This window comes from Vibrio sp. 10N.286.45.E10 (genome assembly GCF_002874195.2).
Taxonomy (GTDB): Bacteria; Pseudomonadota; Gammaproteobacteria; order Enterobacterales; family Vibrionaceae; genus Vibrio; species Vibrio crassostreae.
Genome location: NZ_MCWD02000002.1, coordinates 1,495,281 through 1,516,604, shown reverse-complemented (window position 1 = coordinate 1,516,604; position 21,324 = coordinate 1,495,281). Strand labels below are relative to the sequence as shown.

At 43.7% G+C, this 21,324-nt stretch carries 17 protein-coding genes; 9 read left to right on the top strand and 8 right to left on the bottom strand.

Translation table 11 applies throughout. From position 1 onward, the window contains the following. Positions 1-52: 52 nt before the first annotated feature. From BCU34_RS19680 to BCU34_RS19665, 4 genes are all read right to left on the bottom strand, one after another. The gene (locus tag BCU34_RS19680) at positions 53-3,130 is read right to left on the bottom strand and encodes an efflux RND transporter permease subunit (RefSeq protein ID WP_102478774.1); all 3,078 of its coding nucleotides are present in this window, start codon (positions 3,128-3,130) and stop codon (positions 53-55) included. Further along, positions 3,117-4,439, bottom strand: a complete 1,323-nt coding sequence (locus tag BCU34_RS19675; protein WP_102431382.1) for an efflux RND transporter periplasmic adaptor subunit — start codon at positions 4,437-4,439, stop codon at positions 3,117-3,119. The genes BCU34_RS19680 and BCU34_RS19675 overlap by 14 nt, the downstream gene beginning before the upstream one ends. A gap of 193 nt (positions 4,440-4,632) precedes the next feature. Further along, on the bottom strand, positions 4,633-5,826 hold the full coding sequence (locus BCU34_RS19670) for an outer membrane protein transport protein (protein ID WP_102478773.1): 1,194 nt from the start codon (positions 5,824-5,826) through the stop codon (positions 4,633-4,635). Next, positions 5,816-8,023 (bottom strand): alpha/beta fold hydrolase, encoded by a 2,208-nt coding sequence (locus BCU34_RS19665; protein WP_102478772.1) that lies wholly within the window; start codon positions 8,021-8,023, stop codon positions 5,816-5,818. Before BCU34_RS19665 ends, BCU34_RS19670 begins: the two co-directional genes overlap by 11 nt. A 357-nt stretch (positions 8,024-8,380) precedes the next feature. On the opposite strand from BCU34_RS19665, the gene BCU34_RS19660 reads away from it, so the two are divergent. The 3 genes from BCU34_RS19660 (at position 8,381) to dcuC (ending at position 11,391) form a co-directional block, all read left to right on the top strand. Next, positions 8,381-9,085 (top strand): winged helix-turn-helix domain-containing protein, encoded by a 705-nt coding sequence (locus BCU34_RS19660; RefSeq protein ID WP_102478771.1) that lies wholly within the window; start codon positions 8,381-8,383, stop codon positions 9,083-9,085. Next, positions 9,078-9,584, top strand: a complete 507-nt coding sequence (locus tag BCU34_RS19655) for a hypothetical protein (RefSeq protein WP_102478770.1) — start codon at positions 9,078-9,080, stop codon at positions 9,582-9,584. Before BCU34_RS19660 ends, BCU34_RS19655 begins: the two co-directional genes overlap by 8 nt. A 439-nt stretch (positions 9,585-10,023) precedes the next feature. Then, positions 10,024-11,391 (top strand): anaerobic C4-dicarboxylate transporter DcuC, encoded by a 1,368-nt coding sequence (dcuC, locus tag BCU34_RS19650; protein WP_009845449.1) that lies wholly within the window; start codon positions 10,024-10,026, stop codon positions 11,389-11,391. 193 nt (positions 11,392-11,584) lie between these two features. Here dcuC and BCU34_RS19645 read toward each other — a convergent pair whose 3' ends face one another. Together BCU34_RS19645 and narQ are read right to left on the bottom strand one after the other, a co-directional pair. Then, positions 11,585-12,217 carry a response regulator gene (locus tag BCU34_RS19645; RefSeq protein ID WP_102478769.1) on the bottom strand — a complete coding sequence of 211 codons (633 nt, stop codon included), beginning with the start codon at positions 12,215-12,217 and terminating at the stop codon, positions 11,585-11,587. Then, positions 12,204-13,934 carry a nitrate/nitrite two-component system sensor histidine kinase NarQ gene (gene narQ / locus BCU34_RS19640; RefSeq protein ID WP_102478768.1) on the bottom strand — a complete coding sequence of 577 codons (1,731 nt, stop codon included), beginning with the start codon at positions 13,932-13,934 and terminating at the stop codon, positions 12,204-12,206. Before narQ ends, BCU34_RS19645 begins: the two co-directional genes overlap by 14 nt. Positions 13,935-14,187: 253 nt before the next feature. On the opposite strand from narQ, the gene napF reads away from it, so the two are divergent. From napF to BCU34_RS19610, 6 genes are all read left to right on the top strand, one after another. Further along, positions 14,188-14,667: a ferredoxin-type protein NapF gene (gene napF, locus BCU34_RS19635; RefSeq protein WP_102478767.1), complete on the top strand. Its 480-nt coding sequence runs from the start codon at positions 14,188-14,190 to the stop codon at positions 14,665-14,667. Positions 14,668-14,690: 23 nt separating this feature from the next. Next, positions 14,691-14,996: a chaperone NapD gene (locus tag BCU34_RS19630; protein WP_019824440.1), complete on the top strand. Its 306-nt coding sequence runs from the start codon at positions 14,691-14,693 to the stop codon at positions 14,994-14,996. Further along, the gene (gene napA, locus BCU34_RS19625) at positions 14,993-17,482 is read left to right on the top strand and encodes a periplasmic nitrate reductase subunit alpha (RefSeq protein ID WP_102478766.1); all 2,490 of its coding nucleotides are present in this window, start codon (positions 14,993-14,995) and stop codon (positions 17,480-17,482) included. Before BCU34_RS19630 ends, napA begins: the two co-directional genes overlap by 4 nt. Positions 17,483-17,606: 124 nt before the next feature. Then, complete coding sequence (locus BCU34_RS19620) at positions 17,607-18,068, top strand: nitrate reductase cytochrome c-type subunit (RefSeq protein WP_102478765.1); 462 nt, start codon at positions 17,607-17,609, stop codon at positions 18,066-18,068. 29 nt (positions 18,069-18,097) lie between these two features. Continuing rightward, positions 18,098-18,679: a NapC/NirT family cytochrome c gene (locus tag BCU34_RS19615; RefSeq protein ID WP_009845456.1), complete on the top strand. Its 582-nt coding sequence runs from the start codon at positions 18,098-18,100 to the stop codon at positions 18,677-18,679. Between the two features lie 11 nt (positions 18,680-18,690). Continuing rightward, complete coding sequence (locus tag BCU34_RS19610; protein ID WP_102478764.1) at positions 18,691-18,828, top strand: TIGR02808 family protein; 138 nt, start codon at positions 18,691-18,693, stop codon at positions 18,826-18,828. 175 nt (positions 18,829-19,003) lie between these two features. Here the strand turns inward: BCU34_RS19610 and phaC are convergent, their stop codons facing one another. Together phaC and BCU34_RS19600 are read right to left on the bottom strand one after the other, a co-directional pair. Next, the gene (gene phaC, locus BCU34_RS19605) at positions 19,004-20,830 is read right to left on the bottom strand and encodes a class I poly(R)-hydroxyalkanoic acid synthase (RefSeq protein WP_102431375.1); all 1,827 of its coding nucleotides are present in this window, start codon (positions 20,828-20,830) and stop codon (positions 19,004-19,006) included. A gap of 75 nt (positions 20,831-20,905) precedes the next feature. Then, positions 20,906-21,253, bottom strand: coding sequence for a phasin family protein (locus tag BCU34_RS19600; RefSeq protein ID WP_048660075.1), 348 nt, complete (start codon positions 21,251-21,253; stop codon positions 20,906-20,908). Positions 21,254-21,324 lie beyond the last annotated feature (71 nt).

Here is a 21,324-nt window from a genome sequence, read left to right as displayed (position 1 = left end):
AGGCCCTCACAATGAGGGCCTTGAAGTATCTAGATAAATTTAAAGCATCTCGCTACGCTGGTTTGGTTCTTAATCGAGTCAACGCATCCATTTGCTTTAGGTTCGCCATACCGACATACGCGACAGGCACTAAGAACAATGAGAAGAAAGTTCCGACAGATAATCCACCGACCAGTACTAAACCAATATTAATTCGACCTAATGAATCAGGGCCATCAGCCAGTGCTAACGGTAATGAACCTAGGATCATCGTGAGTGAGGTCATCAAGATAGGACGCAACCTCGAACGAGCACTGCTGATCGCCGCTTCTTGCGCACTGGCGCCAGACTTACGTTTCTCATTCGCAAACTCCACCAGCAAGATACCGTGCTTGGTCACTAGGCCAACCAGTGTCAGCAACCCTATCTTGGAGTAAATATTGAGGCTTTGACCAAATACCGACAGCGTCAAAATCGCGCCCACAATACATAATGGAACCGTTAACAAGATGATCATAGGGTCGACAAAGCTTTCAAATTGCGCCGCTAGAATCAGGAAGATGAAAATCAACGCCAATACGAACAGCACTTGTGCGCCGGCGGTTGAATCAACTAGATCTTTAACGATGCCATTGAATTCGTAGCTCTGCGCCGGTTTCAATAAGCTTGGAACCGTATCATCAATGTAGGCTTTAACATCACTTGCCGTGTATCCGGGCATTAAGTCAGCCGTAATTTCAGCGCTGTCTTTACCCATGAACGTCTTGAAGTTAGATTCCGATGTCACTTGTTTGATTGAAACAAATTGGGATAACGGAAGCCTTTGCCCCGATTGTGAATCCACATACAACTTATCGAGCACCTTGAAATCACCAAGATCACTTCGGTTTACTTGAACTTGAATTGGGTATGTATAACCGTCATCCGCTTGTAAATCCGCCGCTTTCACTGAACCCAGAAATGTTGATAACGCATTGGTGACATTGCCGTAATCCACACCAGACAACACAATCGCATTACGGTCAATCGATAAGTCATAGCGTAACTGGTCACGCAACATCGAGTTCTTAATGTTGGTTACGCCCTCGTAATCCTCAAGCGCGTTAACGACTTCGCTCGCGGTTTCAGACAGCACAGTGGTATCACGGTTAACCGTTGTCAATTCAAGGATCATGTTGGTAGCGATGTTTAGGTTATCTGCTGAGCGCACCTTGAAGGACATGCCGTAAGCAGACACTGAACTTTGTGCTTTAGCGATAAACTCGTTTACCAATTCATCAGCTGACTGGTCACGTTCACCCCATGGTTTCAACAGAACGTGATTGGTCGGTGTACCTTCAATGTAAGATAAGTTCGCTTCTACTGAACTATTACCCTTGAACACACTGTTAAGCTGCTCGTTGTTATCTAAATGGTACTGACGGCCAACACCAGTTGGTGGCGTAGAAGTCACCTCAACAAAACCGGTATCTTCCGTTGGAAGTAATACTTGAGGCATTTTCCAAACCGCTAAGGCAGACAGAGCGATTAGTACCAAAGCAATACCACTCATCAGAGCCTTACGATCAAACCATTTGCCCAGTTCTTTGGTGTATAAATCCGATAACACATTCAGTTTCGCATCAACCTTTTGATACCACTTCGCCGGAGTTGATACAGGCTTCATTAAATAAGCACTCATCATTGGCGAAAGCGTTAACGCCACAAACCCAGAAATAATGACCGCTGCTGCTAACGTGAAAGCAAATTGTCTAAACAGGTCAGCGGTTAAGCCCGCCATCAAGCCAATTGGTAAGTAAACAACCGCCAATGTTAACGTCATAGCAATCACTGGAAAGACGATCTCTCGACACCCTTTAATTGCAGCATTAAATGGCGTTTCACCTTCTTCGATATGACGATAGCAGTTTTCAGCCACGACAATCGCATCGTCGACCACCAAACCAATAGCAAGGATGATTGCCAAAATAGTAAGCACATTGATGCTAAAGCCAAGTACATGCATCACGGCAAACACACCAATCACACATACTGGAATGGTGATGATTGGAATCGAAGCCACACGAACAGAACCGAGGAACAGAACGACGACAACAGAAACAAGTACAATCGCTTCCACTAAAGTCATGAAACCTTCGTCAATTGCCGTTTTAATGAAATCAGCTTGGTTATAAACCATCTTCATCTCAATGCCTTCTGGCAACTGAGGCTGAATCACATCAATCTGTTTCTTCACTTTATTCGCAACGGTTACTGGGTTTTCACTTTTTAGCGGCAACACCTGAATCGACATCGCTAGGTTGTCGTCTACACGTAGAATACTTGGTGTAAGGCTCTCTTCCCCCATTTTGACTTCAGCGATATCACCTATACGAATGATCTTGCCGTTATCGACACGAACCACCAAATCTCGCACGTCATCAACGCTGGTGACTTGGTTTACTGGGTTGATAGAGAAATCTCGCACTTGCCCCTTGATGGTACCCGCGGTAAACGTTGCGTTGTATGAACTTAAAGTGCCGACAACGTCAGAAGCACTCATGTTGAGCGCCATCATACGATCCGGTTGCAACCAAACACGCACCGCTTTCTCACTACCGCCGTACGGCCCCCAAATACCACCGACACCTTGAATATGCTTAAACTGCGGCACGACTTGTTGGCTGATGTAGTCGTACATATCTTGTTTAGACATCTTGCCAGTATTCACAAACGTGATGATGTTGCTCGGCATGCTAGTATCAGAAGAGTCATCCGTTACTGTTGGCTTATCCGTCATACTCGGCGGGAAATCACCAATCGCTTCAACGCTGCTACGCAGGTTGTTCATCAAGCTAGTGTATTCGACGTCATTAATGTCATCTTCAAAGATGATTTTTAGATTACACGTGCCTTCCTGACAATCCGTGGTCATGGTCTTAACACTATCAAGACCCGTTGCCGCGGTGATCAGTTTATCTGCCACATTGCGTGACATAAACTCCGCACTCGCACCATTGATCGCAGCCGTTACCGTTGCTGACGGTGTTTTATGTTCTGGAAAGTACTGGATTGAGAGCTTTTGAAACGACAAAAGCCCAAGCAAAACAATGGTGATACTCAGAACTGACGCAAACACAGGGTGCTTAATACAAATCTCAGGAAGCTTCATCCAGATTCTCCTTCGTTACAGCTTCCTTGCTTAGTGTTTCGTTAGTGTGAGTTTCGCTCGTTGAATCCTCAACAGCCGCGCTCGTCTCTGCTTGCTCGCTGTTTTCGATGATCGCTTCATCTACGCCTTTCGATGCTTCCGTCCAATCAACCGAAGGCTCAATCGGATGGGGTTCATCCACCTGTGTTATGGTCTTTTCTACTTTAGGCTTTGCGGTCTGCTGAGGATTGTCTTTGTTTGTCGGTTCCGTTATTAGCTCAACGGTTTTCTGTTCAGCATTTGGGTTCATGACCTTAACTAACGACGCTTTCTTAAGATTCTGTTGTCCCGTCACAACGACGTTATCGCCAAGCTTCAAGCCTTTCTCTACAACAACGTAACCATCGTTAGTATTCACGCCTAATTCGACAATACGTTGCTCGATTCTTTCGCCATTCACAACCCAAACAAAGCGCTCTGCATCTTTTGCTTGAACTGAGTTTTGGGAAACCACCATTTGCGTGGAGTCTTCACTCGTCATCTGACTTACTTTGGCAAACATACCCGGAACTAAGCGATGCTCTGGGTTAGTCACGTGCGCGTGTACTTCAACACGGCCTGAGCTCTCGTCCACCGCTGGCGCAATGTAATCCACCACGCCAGAAAACGCTTCATCAACAAATGCATCAACTTGGATGGAAACATTCTGCCCAAGCTTTGCGTTGCCCAAGTCCGACTGGCCAATGGAATACTGAACTTCGACAGGATCAAGTTTGATCAAGCTAACAAGTGCCGTCGAACTATCAATTTTACTGCCTACTGAATGGCTAAAGTTAGTGAGCTGCCCGTCAAATGGGGCAACCAACAGGTAATCGTTCATTAGCGCTTCTTTCTGGCGGAAATCAGCCGCGGCTAGATTCGCCTGTTCTCCCAGTTCTTCCACATCTTGCTGAGACATAGAGTCAGGCTGTTTCTTTAGTAATTCTTGTACTCGCTTTAATTTCGACTTTGCTAACGCTAGAGAGCTTCTAGCTTTGTCGAGATCGGCTTTCGCTTTGGTATTGTCGAGTTGAGCGATCAGTTCACCTTTTTTAACTGAATCTCCATCTTTGAAATGGATATTAAGAATTTTGTCGGAGGCACTAAATGTCAATGCAGCAGAATCCGTTGCCCTGATTTTACCTACCTCGTTGATTGAAGAAGTGAATGCTCGTTTGTGAGCTTTTTCAATAGTCACAGGAATCAAGTTTGAATCTTGGGCAAACGATGGAGAGATATGTAAGGCAAACAGTGCCAAACAGATTGTTTTACTAAGCTTTGTAAATTTCATTTTTAATAACCATAACCGTTGAATTCGTCTGAATTAAAACGTTTTTCTAAGCAGCTATTTCTTACTTAATGAGCTTCCAGCTATTTAAATAATGCTAAAACAGCTAATAATGGGAAAAGGGCTCAACTCACTGTCGAGCCCTGCATTTTTATATGATTCCTAAATTTTTACGTTCTGAACTCCAAAGTAAAAGTTAAAAACGATGCTGATACTGAACACCGAGCAAGAGTGCATCGGCAGTCACATCAGCAGTTATATTGGAACTCGTTCCTGGGATCGTCGTCAGGCTTTCGTCAATATCTTGTGATTCTCCGATGATAAATCCGACACCAATATCAACAGAACTGGCGGCCGTGACGTTATATGTCCCTCCGACGGTGAGCCAATGACGGTTAACATCAGGAATTGATAATGATGTGAGTTCGTCAGTTGGGGAAATGTCGTACATGTAACCCGCTCGTAGAACGATGTCTTTGGACATGGTGTACGTACCACCGACAGAAATATGTCCTGCATCTTTCCATTGATACTCTTTAATTGAGTCGTCATAAGAGTCAGATGTTAGCGAGTCAAATTCAGACCAGTTCACCCACTGCAGGCTGTAGTGCAAAGCCCACTGGTCGTTTAGCTGGTGCCAACCGGAAAACTCGAGTGTGTCTGGTAGAGGTACATTCATCTTGTCGGCAGGGACACCACCTTTGGTAATGTCACCCTCCACTTCAATATCTGGGCTATATCGGTAGGTAATACCAAACTTGTTATGTTCATTGACTTGGTAAGTCGCGCCAACATTTGTGCCCAGACCGAAGCCATCTGCGTCCACATTTAGCAAGCCTTGGTGGTATATCTCACCCTCACCGTAAATGACATCCAGTCCCGCGCCTAAGTTGATTTTTTCTGACAACTCGTAAGCCACAGCAAAACCAACGTTGATACTGGAAAGCGCCGTTTTACCTCCGAACTCGTCCGCTTCGAACGACTCGTCAAACTCAACATCGGTGCCGAAGTTAGAATGCACAGTTGCACCTAATGTGAATTTAGAACCTTCGATAGGGTGAACATAATGCATGTTTGGGACTAACGTCCCTGCATCTAACGATTGATCATCTAACGTTTGAGTATCACCAATCATTGGCGTGTAGCTAACATTAGACACATCAATACCACTATCGATATAAATAGCCCCAACAGAGAGTGTTGGTTGCTCGATGTAAGCCATCGCAGCGCTGTTCTTTGCAACAATCGCGGCGCTATCTGCCATCACAGCATCGCCCGCAAATGCACGGCCCAACCCTGTTGCTGATTGTGCGTTAAGTTGAAATCCAGCCGCATTAGTCAGGCAAGGAACAAGAGCAGCGGCAGTGCCCAGTAAGAGTTTATTCTTCATCTTGAGGCACCTCTGTTTCGATGTGATCTTCGTTCACTATTTCGATTGATGCACCCGTTGTTGTTACCATCGATGCAACGGCAACCTGCTGAGTATTGGTCGCATCCCAAACAAAATTGAGCTCTTCAGAATCTGGGAATCCGGGTAATCCTGATTCGTCCATCGTTCCCTCATAAGGGAATAGGTAAGTACCATGCCCTCCCGTGGTCGTTCGAATAACCCCCCGGGTTTCTGTAGTAGTTAATGGCTGTCCTGTCGTACCCGTAATTGGAGCTAATCCCAAAGCCTTAATTAGTGGCTCAGTTCCCGTTCTTATGTTGTCTGGAGCTGAGTTGGGAACGACACTGTCTGGTACATAATCCACTCCAACATCACATGTTTCACCGCAGTCGCCCACTGCCGCCAGCAATAACGTTGGTTGTTTGTTGTTAGCTTGGCGGGATGTAAAACTCGCAGGGTCAGAGCTATCAATAGCAGCCTGAACACCCTGCTTTAAACCAGTCACAAGAAGGTCATATATATCATTTTCTAACTGGTTAACCGTAAGAGCATTTTCGGAAGATAAACTGACAAACTCGTTTAATGACTCAATACACTCTTGGTTGTTATTCTCTGCATCGCAGCTTTCCGGAATCACAGTTTCAGCGATACTACGCTGTATATCCGGCGATTTTTTCACCCCATCGGACATTTCCGGCCCTAACGTCTGAGAAGACAAAACCAAATTGGTAAGCCCCTGACCCGGAACAACAAAGTTAACCGTTTTGAACTTAAACAATGGTGAATCTTGGCTAAACTCACTAACCATCACCGACATGATCCCACCCAGAGAGTGACCGACTAGGTGAATATTGCTCTTATCAACCCATGGCTGATTATTCAGAGCAAAGCGTAGACCTAAGAAATCCGAAACCGACTGCTGTAAATTGGAGCGAAGCGCGAAAGGTGAGTCGATATTGATGAAAAATGATTTGTTCTCTTTAGCACTGATTTCAAGACCATTCACATCGTATCTCATACGTTCGCCGTGATAGGGCATGTCAATAGCTACAACTGCATAACCTTGTGTTGTGTAATCTTTAGCCATTAGAGACGCAGCAGATTTATCAGCCGTGACGCCATGAATAAAGACAACGCTCGGAAGTGTTGTCTTCCCATCCCAACGGGCTGGTGTGTAAACATCGGCATTGACAATCTGTGACTGGACAACAACTGGCAGTGGTTCATTTACTGTAGGAAAACCGCCTGTCGATGTTTTCATCCATTCGTATAGCGGCGGGCATGATGCCTTTGGTTCATATTGGTCGTAATCGCACTCAGATTCACGACTCTTCGTGAAAGGTAGATAAAATGGCAGTTTTAGTTTCTGAGTATAAAGGTCATATTTAGTCGTTTTATCTTCGACCAAGATGAGTTCGCCAGAAAAAGTCGTTCCTTCAACAATATGGTTATCCCTCATCGCATCCAGTGACGAATATGAACTCTGAGTTTTAAATTGAGCTGCATATACAGGAATACCCTTCTCAGGATACAGCGCATAATATGAATCTATCGCATTTAATACCTGCTCCTGAAGGCTTACTTCCTTATCGCTGTCTAGCGGAACACCTGAATAAATCAATTCATCAAAGCTAGCGTCTGCTTTTAAAGGTTCGTCAAATTCAGTTTTTACCCCATCAGTCACAACGATCGAGTAAGTCGTTCCTTCTTTTAATCCTGACTCGCACTGAATAATAATATTAGAACCATCGGCTGATATTTGAGTGCTAACTTCCTCACCAGTTGACTCATTAATTAACACCACGTTCCCCGATAAAGTTTCATTATTCAGTGGAAAACGCTTATCAGAATTAATACTTTGTAGCGGAATTAAAATAGGCTCTGCACAAAGTCCCCAACCATCTAAAGCGGCGTATGAGTTGTTGTAGTCCTGATAATAGGCATCGTTCTTTGATGACAAAGTTACAGCGTGTTCACCGACTCCGGTAATGGTTCCGTCGTCGTCATACCCGTATCCATCGTTTGGTTTTGGCAGTTCATCAATGTTGTAGGGAACCAATACTGAAACAGGTTCTTGAGTCGAGTCTTCAGACTGACAGCCGAGTAAGGCAAGCGTAATTAGTCCACATATATATGGCTTATTGAAATCTTTCAAAACAGCTCCTTCGTAGCTTTCGCATTTAACTGGTGTGGTCATGCGATTTATCGTTATTTGAGTTGCCGATTGAGTCGGAAGTAAGCTCGACTTTTATTCGCAGAGAGCAAGGCAACACAGAGTTGGAATGACACGTTGATAAAACTACGTAAGAAATTTGAGCAATTAACCCACACCCACTAAATCAGCGTCACCCGTTAATGATCCAATAGCTACTAACGGCAAGCACCTGAAACCGCATTAAACAACCTCAAAAAGGTATATAAGGGAATCTAATTAGGTTAATAAATCAATTTAAATCAAAAGCTTAAATATAAAAGACACCAAAATCAGTAAGTTTATATTTGTAGCGACATTTGTTATATTTAGGTTAGAACGCTTATAACAATGAGAACCCAGATGTCTGCTGAATTTATTATCAATGATGATATACAGGTCAATTTAGAAGAGAGTGAAATCCATCACTTTAAGACGGGCCGTACGTACCCAATAGGTTCTAATGAATCAGAGCTGCTTAAGTTTTTTATCTCGAGACCCAACGAGGTGATCACTCGCCAAGTTCTTATTGAGCAGGTGTGGGTGTCTAAAGGTATTTACGTAGAAGATGGCAGCCTAATGCAAACCATCTCGATTTGCCGAAAAGCGTTAGAAGACAAGAGCGGAATGATCATCGTCACTGAGCGCGGTAAAGGCTACCGATTTGCAGGACAAGTGACACAAGATAAAGAACGTGCACTACGTAAAATTCAAGCGCAATCCACGCAGCAAACCGAACAACCGACAGAGAGCTCTATAGAAGAAAGTGCGACAGCAGAAAAAGCAGTCCCAACGAAAAAGACAAACCACGTGTTAGCGCTAATTGCTTTATTTGTAGTAACCGCTGGTCTGTCCCATTATTTGTTTGCTTATTTAGACAGAAATAGCTTAGGTGAAGATCTTACAGGCCAACATTTTATCTCTTGTGCAATCGAAACCGACGAATTCACTTTTAATGAGTTATTCAACGTGACGCTTTATGAATATAAGGGTCGAAAAATCATCATAGATAATTCAGGAAAATCTTTGAGTTTCCCTAGTGAATTTAAAGGAGTTACTTGTGAATAAAGAAAAGCAGATATTCGTTGCCGTCGCTCTATTGGGGGTTTTGGTCGGCTGGTTGACAACCTTCATTCCAAAAGAACACCTTAAAGGTCATTATTTGGCCAACACGGCATCGGTGGTTAATCCGCCCGAGAAAATAATTTATAACCAAGCTTCCGTGAATATCGAATTTAAGAAGAACAATAGTTACGAGTTGTTATATGTTTCGACTAAAGAGGCTGGTTTCACATCGTCTGGCACTTACGTTGTCACTCAACACGATATTTCGTTGGATGAGACTCAACACGAACAGATCATCCCAGACAGAGAGCTCGCGTTCTATGAAAAAGTCATGATCAGTGAAGGCTCGGTACTCTCTTCAGATGCGATGACTTACATTACACTGAACGACAGAGAGCTGTTATTGGTGACGCAACGTGGAATGATTCATTTCTGTAAAAAAGTGGCATGTGCCGACCTGCCCGCTTATTCAAATTCGGAACCAGAAGTAAATATCAATTAAGCTTACCGTCACTAACAGAGCACACTCTGTAAATTCTATGTGACTTTCCTCTGGCGTCTGCTATTTCCAAATTAAGTAGGCGTCAGACTCTAATCCTCGAATGCAAAAATACCTTCCTAAATGTAAGAAATAGCCCTTTCCTTTTGATTTCCAACACTAAGTTAGAAAAAGCATAATTTTATAAATTAAATCCTTCATATGCAACTTAGCACAACAAAAGTGATCCAAGTTATATTCCAGCAAACGATATAATTTGTTTATTAACATCTAAACAACAGTAGTTAATCACGATTTACAACCACAATTAACATCGAAAAAAATGTTTGTCTTAGATCATATCAACCTCAACTATGCCTCGTGCCACAGTGCAGTTTTCTGTACATTCATTGTCATATTCTGAAACACTTTCTTATATTTTTTAAACTTTGTGGAGATTTCTATGTTAGAGCTCTTGATCGGATTAGTGATTACTATTGCTGTTGGTTACTTTATTGTAAAAGGCTATAAAGCGGCGGGTGTATTACTAACTGCTGGCCTTGCCCTACTTCTTATTACTGGCCTTATTGGTCACACAGTCTTACCAGCTAAAGTCGCTTCAACAGGTAACATGGTTACCGACTCACTAGAATTTGTTAAATACATGCTTCAGTACCGCGGGGGCGGCCTAGGTATGCAAATCATGCTTCTTTGTGGTTTTGCTTCTTACATGACGCACATTGGTGCTAACAACGTGGTAGTGAAACAGTTCTCTAAACCACTTGCTGCGATCAAATCTCCCTATGTACTTCTTGTTGCGGCTTACATCGTAGCGTGTCTAATGTCTCTAGCAGTAAGTTCTGCAACGGGTCTTGGTGTGCTATTGATGGCAACCCTATTCCCAATGATGACGGCAATGGGTATTTCTCGCCCAGCGGCAGTTGCGGTTTGTGCGTCACCTGCAGCCATCATTCTTTCACCAACCTCTGGTGATGTGGTTATCGCGGCAGAAAAATCAGGTATGTCTCTTGATGTGTTTGCTGTTCAAACGGTACTGCCTGTTTCTATCTGTGCGATCATCGTGATGGCAGGTGCGGCTTTCTTCTGGAACAAATATCTAGATAAGAAAGAAAACACGCCAATGGAAAAAGTAGACGTTTCCGAAATCGAAACAACAGCACCGGCTTTCTACGCTGCACTTCCATTCCTGCCTATCATCGGCGTTTTCCTATTCAACGGTCGTACGATTCCAGGGCTTTCACTTGATATCTACACTATTGTGGTCGGTTCTATCTTCGTGGGCGCGGTCATCGATTACGTTGTTAAGAAGTTTGACGGCGAAAAAACACTAGAGGATTTAGACTCTTGCTACCAAGGTATGGCTGACGCGTTTAAAGGCGTGGTAATGCTGTTGGTTGCGGCAGGCGTATTTGCTCAAGGTCTAATGTCTATTGGTGCGATTGATAACTTAATTGGTCTTGCTGAATCGGCAGGCGCAGGCGGTATCGCATTGATGCTTATCCTGACGGGTCTAACGGTTGCTGCAGCTATCGCAACAGGTTCTGGTAACGCGCCTTTCTATGCATTCGTAGAACTGGCTCCATCATTAGCGGCGAAAATGGGCTTGAACCCAGCGTTCCTAATCATCCCAATGCTTCAAGCATCTAACTTAGGCCGTACTATTTCACCAGTATCTGGTGTAATTGTAGCGACATCTGGTATGGGTAAAATCAGCCCATTTGAAGTAGTCAAACGTACTTCTGTACCAGTAATCTGTGGTCTTATTACCGTTATCTTCGGCACGCTTGTATTGGTTCCAATGGCAGCGTAAGCCTTAAGTTTCTAATCTCAAAGAACGAAGAACAAACGAACACCAATACTGATATAAAATGCGTAAACCAAAAGGCGCTGAACCTAATAAGTTCAGCGCCTTTTTTTAATCTCATTTTCTCAACATCGTTAAAACTATCGAGATATGTATAAACAGTAAGGCTTGAAATAGTGTTATCTCAAAGGAACAAGCCCTACTTCATTTCACCATAGCGTTCTAGATACAAAACCGTTGCAGCAGTACGTGAAGGCACTTGTAGCTTTTTCAGCAAGCTTTTCATGTGTACCTTAACTGTCGATTCAGAAATAAACAGGTGATCTGCTATCTGCTTGTTACGGTAACCTTTCCCGACTTCTTGAAGGATTTGCATTTCGCGTTCAGTCAGTTGGTCGAAGATATCATTGCGACTACCAGCGTCATTTAAGTAACGAGCAACCACACTGCTGTAAGCTTTGTCACCGCTGTGTGCTTGCTTAAGCAATTCGATTAACTCATCGGGTTCTGTGTCTTTCAACAAGTAGCCGTCAGCGCCGGCCTTTACGATCGCTTCAATGTCTGCAGGGCTATCAGAAACCGTGAGAATAACGATGTTAGCGCTTGAACCATCAGTACGCAGTGCTTTCAGCGTATCAAGTCCAGACATGCCTTTCATATTAAGATCCAATAGGATCAAATCAGGTTCTTCTTCATGGGCAAGAGCGACTGCTTCAGTACCGTTACTTGCTTCTGCAATCACTTCGAATTCATCTTCAAAGCTCAGTAATTGGCTTATACCTCTGCGCATCAATGGATGATCATCAACCAGCATTACTTTACAAATCGTCAACTTTAACTTCCTTCAAACTTTTATATTTCAATATGACTGTACAGCCTTCACCTTGAGCCGCTTCAATCGTTAAGTCGCCATTCAGTCTTGCCGCACGCTCCTGCATAATACTCATCCCATAGTGGTTCGTCTTGGAACTACTTGAGTCAAAGCCATCTCCATTATCTTTAATCACGACTAATACTTCACCGTCCTCATCGATACAGCATACATCTATCAAGTCGGCATTGGCGTGTTTTATTGCGTTTATTGTTGCTTCACGAATCAATTGAAGCAAGTGAACCTGACTGTGTGCATCAAGCTCTATGGATGAAAGATTATTGGTTAGATTAATCTTTGCATCTGTTCTTTCACTGAGCTCTTCAAGCATGGTACTTAGAGCCTCGCCGAAGTTGCCCTCTTTTATTGTCAACCTAAAGGTTGTGAGCAACTCTCGTAATTGAGTATAGGCATCAGCTAAACCGTTGCCGATTTCCGACGCTATTTGTTCAGATTGCTCTCGATGCTGTTGTTCTGGCAATTTGCCAATCACGCGCTTCAACAATGTCACTTGGATTTTCAAATACGACAGTGATTGAGCCAATGAATCATGAAGTTCACGGGCAATCGTTGCACGCTCTTCCATTATAATAAGCTGTTCTGCTTTCTTCTGCGCACGATTATAATAGATCGCCCGTGATAACAGTTGGATAAAGCTCTCAATCAGAGTCTTGGTTGAATGGCCATGATGATATGAACAATATAAATAGCCTAAGATAAGCTCATTATCATCCAACTTCATTTCAAACTTTTCATAATCCAAGTTCGAATCATACCCTTCGTCCATAATCAATGAACGGCCCGAACTATCAGCTATCTCAAGCCTTAACGACTCTATTCCTTCTAGACTGACTAGGTGCTGTAGAATAGCTCGGAAGTTTTCTGGTGCGATACGTGTAACCGTAAGTTCTTGTGACGAGTGATAAAGCGCCTGCAAAGATTGGTTGGCGTTTTGCAGCTCAACTGTCTTAGCGTCTACAACTGACTCAAGGTTTCGATAGAGCACGCCCAAATCTTTGGCCATCGAGTTAAACGTTTTAGTCAGAATACCCAGTTCGTTATTATTGGTGACCTTTAACTCTACCTCAAAGTCACTGTTTTTGATCCGCTGACTGGCTCCAACGAGCGCATGCAATGGCTTAACAACTTGTTTACGTACAAAATGAACAACAAAAAGAGATATGACCAAAATTCCGCCTAAGCCAACACCACCGGCCCACGCCAATTTTATTAACTTATCTTCTGAGAATTCTTGAAGCTTGAAAACGAAGCCATCTATCTCAGTAACAAAGTTCTCAACCAACACGAGATAGTGCTTGCGATCTTCACTGTTTAATACTTGCTTCAATTCATGCCAACGACCAATGATCAAGTAATAATCTTCTGTGATGTCCGTCGGAACATTCCAACTGACCAACTTGGTCATGGATGGAGAGTAAAGCGATCGCTCAAACTCGTGAATATGAGAATCATAATCAACTGATTCTATTTGAATATCATGGGCTAAACGGTAGCTCTGCATTCGCATTGAACCAGCCACGTTAACCGCTTCCGCATCATTCAAGCTTGAAGCCAAAGTAAAGATGGCAAAGCCAGTCGTAGCAACCGACAACAGCAGTATAGAGAGCAAGGATTTTGCTATCGTACTTGTTACAGATGAAACCGGTTTTATAAGCAAAAGTGCCTTCCTATTGATAAATGACTTGCCAGCGATATCGTATTGTCACACATCAAAAATCATAGCTCCATTCAATATGTGATCACTCGCTCCGTAATTTATTGATCTAAGACAATATATGCCCCCAATTAGCCCTTAGGGGGTATTTATACAATTGTTTCTAAAACTACACTACTTATGAGGACAAATTACAAGATATTAATGGAATATTGACCTAAAATTACAACATCTTAGCAACATCTATAGGTATTAAGTGGTAGATCTATCAAAACGCCGTCTGTTCTCTAGAAGAAAAGTTGACTCAAGCCAGATTCGTTTGCCTTGGATTAACAACTTAGAAAGCTTTACAGATGACTGTACTCGCTGCGGTAAATGCATCGAGAATTGTGAGACTAAGATAATCACTGTAGGCGATGGTGGTTTTCCCACTGTCGATTTCTCTATTGATGAATGCACGTTCTGCTATCAATGTGCAGATGTTTGCCCCGAACCCATTTTTAAGCCAAAGCAGGGAGAGCCTTGGCAAGCAAAAGCACATATCTCTGATAAGTGCTTAGCGCAACAAAATGTTGAATGCCGAAGCTGTGGTGACATGTGTGAACCTATGGCCATTCAATTTCAACTTAGAGCAGGCAGTGTTGCTCTACCAAAAATCAAGTTAGATGAGTGTAGCGGTTGTGGAGCCTGCGTAGCAGTTTGCCCTACTTTAGCTATTCTTGTGAGTAATGCATAAAACAAAAATAACGAGAGCAATTTATGGCACTAAATGAAGTGCATATATCAAGTTTAGTCGTGCATGTGAGCCCAGAGCATCTAGACGAGATCAAAGCACAAATCGAGCAGTTCGATAATGCAGAGATTTACGGCAGTAGCCCTGAAGGCAAAATCATAGTGGTCCTAGAAACCGAAAACCAAGGTTTTGTAACGGATACCATCGAAGAAATTAATAATATTACGAACGTTTTAGGGACAGCTTTGGTTTATCACCAAATCGAAACTGGACTGGACGAAACGGATTTAGAAACTGGAAGCAACAATTCTCAACTTGAGGGTGAAGTATGAAAATGACAAGACGTGCGTTTGTGAAAGCAAACGCAGCTGCATCAGCGGCAGCCGTTGCAGGTGTAACTCTACCGGCAACAGCAACCAACCTGATTGCTAGCTCTGATCAAACAAAAATCACGTGGGATAAAGCGCCTTGTCGTTTTTGTGGTACGGGCTGTTCGGTACTGGTAGGTACTCAAAATGGTAAAGTGGTTGCGACTCAAGGCGACCCAGAAGCTCCTGTAAATAAAGGCCTTAACTGTATTAAAGGCTACTTCCTTTCAAAAATCATGTACGGTAAAGACCGTCTTGAGACTCCTCTACTACGTATGAAAGACGGTGAGTTCCATAAAGATGGTGATTTCGCACCAGTATCTTGGGACAAAGCTTTCGACGTAATGGCTGAGAAATGGAAAGCTTCACTGAAGAAGAATGGCCCAACAGGTGTTGGTATGTTCGGTTCAGGCCAATGGACAGTAATGGAAGGCTACGCAGCCGTTAAGATGATGAAAGCGGGTTTCCGTTCAAACAACATCGATCCGAACGCTCGTCACTGTATGGCTTCAGCGGTAGGCGCATTCATGCGTACTTTCGGTATTGATGAGCCAATGGGTTGTTACGATGACTTTGAACACGCAGACGCATTTGTACTGTGGGGTTCAAACATGGCAGAAATGCACCCAGTACTATGGACTCGTATTACAGACCGTCGTCTAAGCCACCCACACGTTAAAGTAAACGTTCTGTCTACTTACTACCACCGTTCTTTCGAGCTTGCTGACACTGGTTACATCTTCAATCCTCAGTCTGACCTTGCAATTGCGAACTTCGTAGCAAACTACATCATTCAAAACGATGCAGTTAACTGGGACTTCGTGAACAAGCACACAAACTTCAAGCAAGCAACGACAGACATCGGTTACGGCCTTCGTGACGATGATCCACTGCAGAAAGCTGCTGCGAACCCTAACTCAGGCAAAATGACTGATATTAGCTTCGAAGACTACAAAGCTTCTGTTGCTGAATACACAGTTGAGAAGGCGTCTGAAATGTCAGGTGTATCTCAAGACGACCTTATCAAGCTGGCTAAGCAATACGCAGATCCAAACATCAAAGTAATGTCACTTTGGACTATGGGTATGAACCAACATACTCGTGGCGTATGGATGAACAGCCTTGTGTACAACATCCACCTTCTTACAGGTAAGATTTCTACTCCAGGTAACAGCCCATTCTCACTAACTGGCCAACCATCTGCGTGTGGTACAGCCCGTGAAGTTGGTACATTCTCTCACCGTCTACCGGCAGATATGGTTGTTGCGAACCCTAAACACCGTAAGATTGCAGAAGACATCTGGAAACTTCCAGAAGGCACTATCCCAGCTAAACCAGGTGCTCACGCTGTAGTTCAAGACCGTATGCTTAAAGACGGTAAGATCAACGCTTACTGGGTAATGTGTAACAACAACATGCAAGCCGGTCCAAACATCAACACTGAACGTCTGCCAGGTTACCGTAACCCAGATAACTTCATTGTATGTTCTGACCCGTACCCAACGGCAACAGCTCAAGCGGCTGACCTTATCCTTCCAACAGCAATGTGGATCGAGAAAGAAGGTGCTTACGGTAACGCAGAGCGTCGTACACAAGCATGGTACCAACAAGTGAAAACCGTAGGTGAAGCTAAGTCTGACCTATGGCAAATCATGGAGTTCTCTAAGCGCTTCACTATAGAAGAAGTTTGGGGTGAAGAACTGGTTGCGAAAATGCCTGAGTACCGTGGCAAAACCATGTACGACGTGCTTTACAAAAACGGCAACGTTGATGCATTCCCACTGTCTGAAGCTCAAGAGCTTAACGATGATGCACAAGCTCAAGGTTTCTACGTTCAAAAAGGCCTATTCGAAGAATACGCAGCCTTTGGTCGCGGCCACGGTCACGATTTAGCGCCATACGATCGCTACCACCAAGTTCGTGGTTTACGTTGGCCTGTTGTTGACGGTAAAGAAACACTATGGCGCTTTAAAGAAGGTTCAGATCCATACGCTAAGAAAGGCTCTGATTGGGACTTCTACGGTAAGCCAGATGGTAAAGCACTGATCATCAATGCCCCATACGAAGCGCCACCTGAAGTACCAAACGATGAATACGATATGTGGCTATGTACAGGTCGTGTTCTTGAGCACTGGCACACAGGTACTATGACTCGTCGTGTACCAGAACTTTACAAAGCAGTACCTGATGCACTGTGTTACATCCACCCTGCTGACGCTAAAGCTCGTGGCCTTCGTCGTGGTGATGAAGTTCTTATCGAAAACAAACGTGGTGAAGTACGCGTTCGTGTTGAAACTCGTGGTCGTAACCGTCCACCACAAGGCTTGGTATTCGTACCATTCTTTGATGCAAGAATTCTGATCAACAAGTTGATCTTGGATGCAACGGATCCTCTGTCTAAACAGACGGACTACAAGAAGTGTCCAGTTAAGATCACTAAGGTTTCTTAAGAGCCATATGCTTTTAGAAACTAGGTACAAGATCTAACGTATTTAATATTGCGGCTACTTTTTTTGTGAATTTTGAAAAAAGTAGTCCACTCAAAGAATTAGCCTTTAGGCGGAGAAATTAACCATGAAAAAACTGATTACTGCCCTACTATCAGCTGGTCTTTTGCTAGCTGGTGCAGTTCAAGCTGAAGCTGAGCTGGATAAGCCAGGCGGCATTGGTGGCGTAGAATCTCTACGTGGTGCAAGTGAACTTGAAGCAACTCGCGCAGCAGATGACTTCAAAAAGTTCCCTCGTGACCAAGTACTTGAGAGTGACTACGTATACCAACCACCTCTAGTGCCTCATACTATTCGTAGCTATGAAGTTTCTCTTAACGCTAACAAGTGTCTTTCTTGCCACAGCTGGAAAAACGCAAAAGAAATGGGTGCTACTAAAGTGAGTGTAACTCACTACATGAACCGTGAAGATGCGGTACTTGCAGATGTATCACCTCGTCGTTACTTCTGTCTACAGTGTCACGTACCTCAAGCTAATGCTAAGCCACTAGTTGAGAACGAGTTCAAACCTGTAGATTCACTGCGTTAATCGTAGCCGGACTGTAAGAGAGGCTATATATGATAAAATTACTTAAAGCGTTTTGGAAAAGACTCGCGACACCAAGTAAAGCAGCCGTAGGCGTTGTTTTGTTCTTGGGTTTCTCGGGTGGTCTTTTGTTCTGGGGTGCATTCAACACAGGTATGGAGGCAACCAACACGGAAGAATTCTGTTCTGGCTGTCACGCACCTATCGTTGCTGAAATCCAAGAGACAATTCACTACTCCAACCGTTCTGGTGTTCGTGCTATCTGTTCAGACTGTCACGTACCTCACGAATGGACGGATAAGATTGTTCGTAAGGTTCAAGCATCTAAAGAGCTATACGCTCACTTTATTGCGAAGACCATCAATACTGAAGAAAAGTTCAAAGCGCGTCGTGCTCACCTAGCGGAACGCGAATGGGCTCGATTGAAAAAGAACGATTCACTTGAATGTCGTAACTGTCATCAGTTCGATTACATGGACTTCTCAGAGCAAAGCCCTCGTAGTGCAAAACAACACTCGACTGCGCTAGCTTCTGGTGAAAAAACGTGTGTAGACTGTCACAAAGGTATTGCACACAAACTACCAGACATGCACGGCGTTGAAGGCTGGCAATAAGGAGCGATTGAATGAGTACTTTAGAAAGCGTAATTTGGCACATCCTAGGTTACAGCGCTATGCCAGTTATCATTCTTGGCGGCTTCGCAGGTGTTGCAGCCGTATCTCTTTGGATTTTATCTATGGGTAAAGACAAAGAAGTCGATTAATAATCGAGATTGCATCAACGTCTACCAGTTACTTCTGATAGGAGTTGATACGAAAAAGCCACTGATTTCAGTGGCTTTTTTATTATCTGGCGTTTCTGTTTACTGCTAGGGGGATGATGGAACCTTAGTAAAACGACATCGCAGCTAATATAAAGAAAGCCTTATATAGCAAAATCTAAGCTTCGTTTTTCGGAGCTTCTGTATCAGCAGGCTCTTTATCGACAGCTTCTGTATCAACAATCGGCAGCACCTGTTTTACGTAGTTGCCCGGCGCTTTGCCTATCACAGGGTTAAGCTCAGAACCTTGATTGAATGGTTCGATTTGCTCGTCAGTCTCAAAGCCCTGTAACCACTGATCCCAGTGTGTCCACCATGAACCTTCATTATGGCTTGCGTTTGATAGCCACTCATCAGCAGAATCATCAAGATTGTCATTCAACCAGAACCCGTACTTCTTCTTGCCTGGATGGTTAACAATGCCTGCAATATGACCGGATTCACCCAATACAAAGGTTTTGTTGCCACCCGTATTCAATGCACCGCGATAAGTCCCCTGCCACAAGGCAATATGGTCTTCTTTGGCTGAGATGAAGTAGCTTGGTATTTTGATCTTATTCAGATCTATCCAAACGCCACCAACTTTCACGCCTTTGTCTTGAACGAGTTTGTTCTCAAGGTAAAGCTCACGCAGCAAGAAGTTATGGCACTTAGCAGCTACGTTTGTGCTATCACTGTTCCAATACAACAAATCAAACTCCATTGGGCTGCTGCCTTTGAGGTAATTATCAATGTAGTAGTTCCAGTACAAGCTGTTTTCACGAAGCAAACTGAACGTCACACTCAATGAACGACCATCCATATAACCTTTGGCGTCGTTCTGCTTCTCAATCGCGTTAATGATCGTTTCGTTGATATACGCGCCAACCTCACCCGGCTGCGAGAAATCCAACAAGGTTGTAAAGAAGGTCGCGGTTTTAATGCGTTTCTTCATGCGCTTCGCAGCATAGTAAGCAACCGTAGAGGCTAATACCGTACCACCGATACAGTAACCTGCTGCGTTAATCTGCTCTTTACCTGTGATGTCTTCAATCGCCGCAACCGCTTTCACTACACCTTCCGTGACATAGTCACCGAACTCTTGGTCTTTCTGCGCCTCGCTCGGATTACGCCAAGACATCATGAATACGCTATGTCCTTGCTCTAGCAACCAGCGCACCATCGAGTTCTTCTCACGAAGGTCAAGAATGTAGTACTTGTTTATAAACGGCGGGACGATCAGCAAAGGCGTCGCATTGACCTGCGGTGTCTTGGGATAGTATTGAATCAGTTCAAACAACTCGTTTTGAAAGACAACATCACCTTCCGTGTTAGCAACATCAACACCTAATCGGAAAGCGTTATTGTTAGTCATACGGATCTTGAGGATATCAGCACTCGCTTCAACGTCTGCTTGTAACTGCTCTAATCCATCAAGCAGGTTTTCACCATTTCGCTCGAGCGTTAGTTTCATCAACTCTGGGTTAGTCGCAATGAAGTTGCTTGGAGAGAGAGCATTGATTGCCTGACGTGAAAAGAACGCCACACGCTCTTTGGTTTTCTCGTCGATGCCTTCGATAGAATTGATGGTGTCAATGTAGCTTTTGCTGAATAGCAAATAAGATTGCTTGATAAAGCTGTAGAATGGGTCGTTTTTCCACGCTTCATCAATAAAGCGCTTGTCGCTGCGACCTTCTGAAATAACACTTTCGGTGTTGCCCATCAGCGCGGCATTCTGCCAGATCTTAAGTTGTTGTTCCCACCATTGAGATTGTAGCTGAAGTAGAACGGCGGGTTGGTTGGCGGCTTGCTCGAAGATTTTTGATGCATCATCAAAGTTCAATTCTTGCATCGCTTGATTGAGGGGGGATTGCGCGGCTTCCTTGTTTTGTTCAAAGTTTTCCCACCATTGCTGGTTCGTTTGTTGAAGTTTAACAAGGTAGTCCGAAAAGAAGTGTTGAAACATAACATGACTCCAATAATCGGAAAATCGCCACCGAGCCTCACAGTAAACACAGTGCTAACTCGATGGCGATTTTATTTATGCAGGTGTAACTGTTTTCAAGTTTTCAGTTGTTAGTGTTTCAACATCTTCTTTGAACTCTTTTGCCGCAGCTTGAAGCTTAGCACTGTCACTCATCATCTGTTGAGACAGCTGAGTTAGCGCTGCTAGTTGCTGGCTGTTGAAAGCCGTTAGGCTAGTCACGTCTTTGATTTCAGTCACTGCTTTCATTTGCGCAAGCCCCATGTCCGTGTAAGTCTGCATAGCATTCATTTGCAGCTCTGTCATCGTTTGGACGTTCTTTGCAACCAACTTGTTGAACTTTAAGTACGGTTCAAATTGCTTTTCAGTTTGGTCAGTAATTGTTTTGAAAATATCCGTGTACATAAATAACTCCTGATGAATACATAGTTTAATAAATTTGTGTCACTATCGATTCAGCCGACGCTTATCGACTA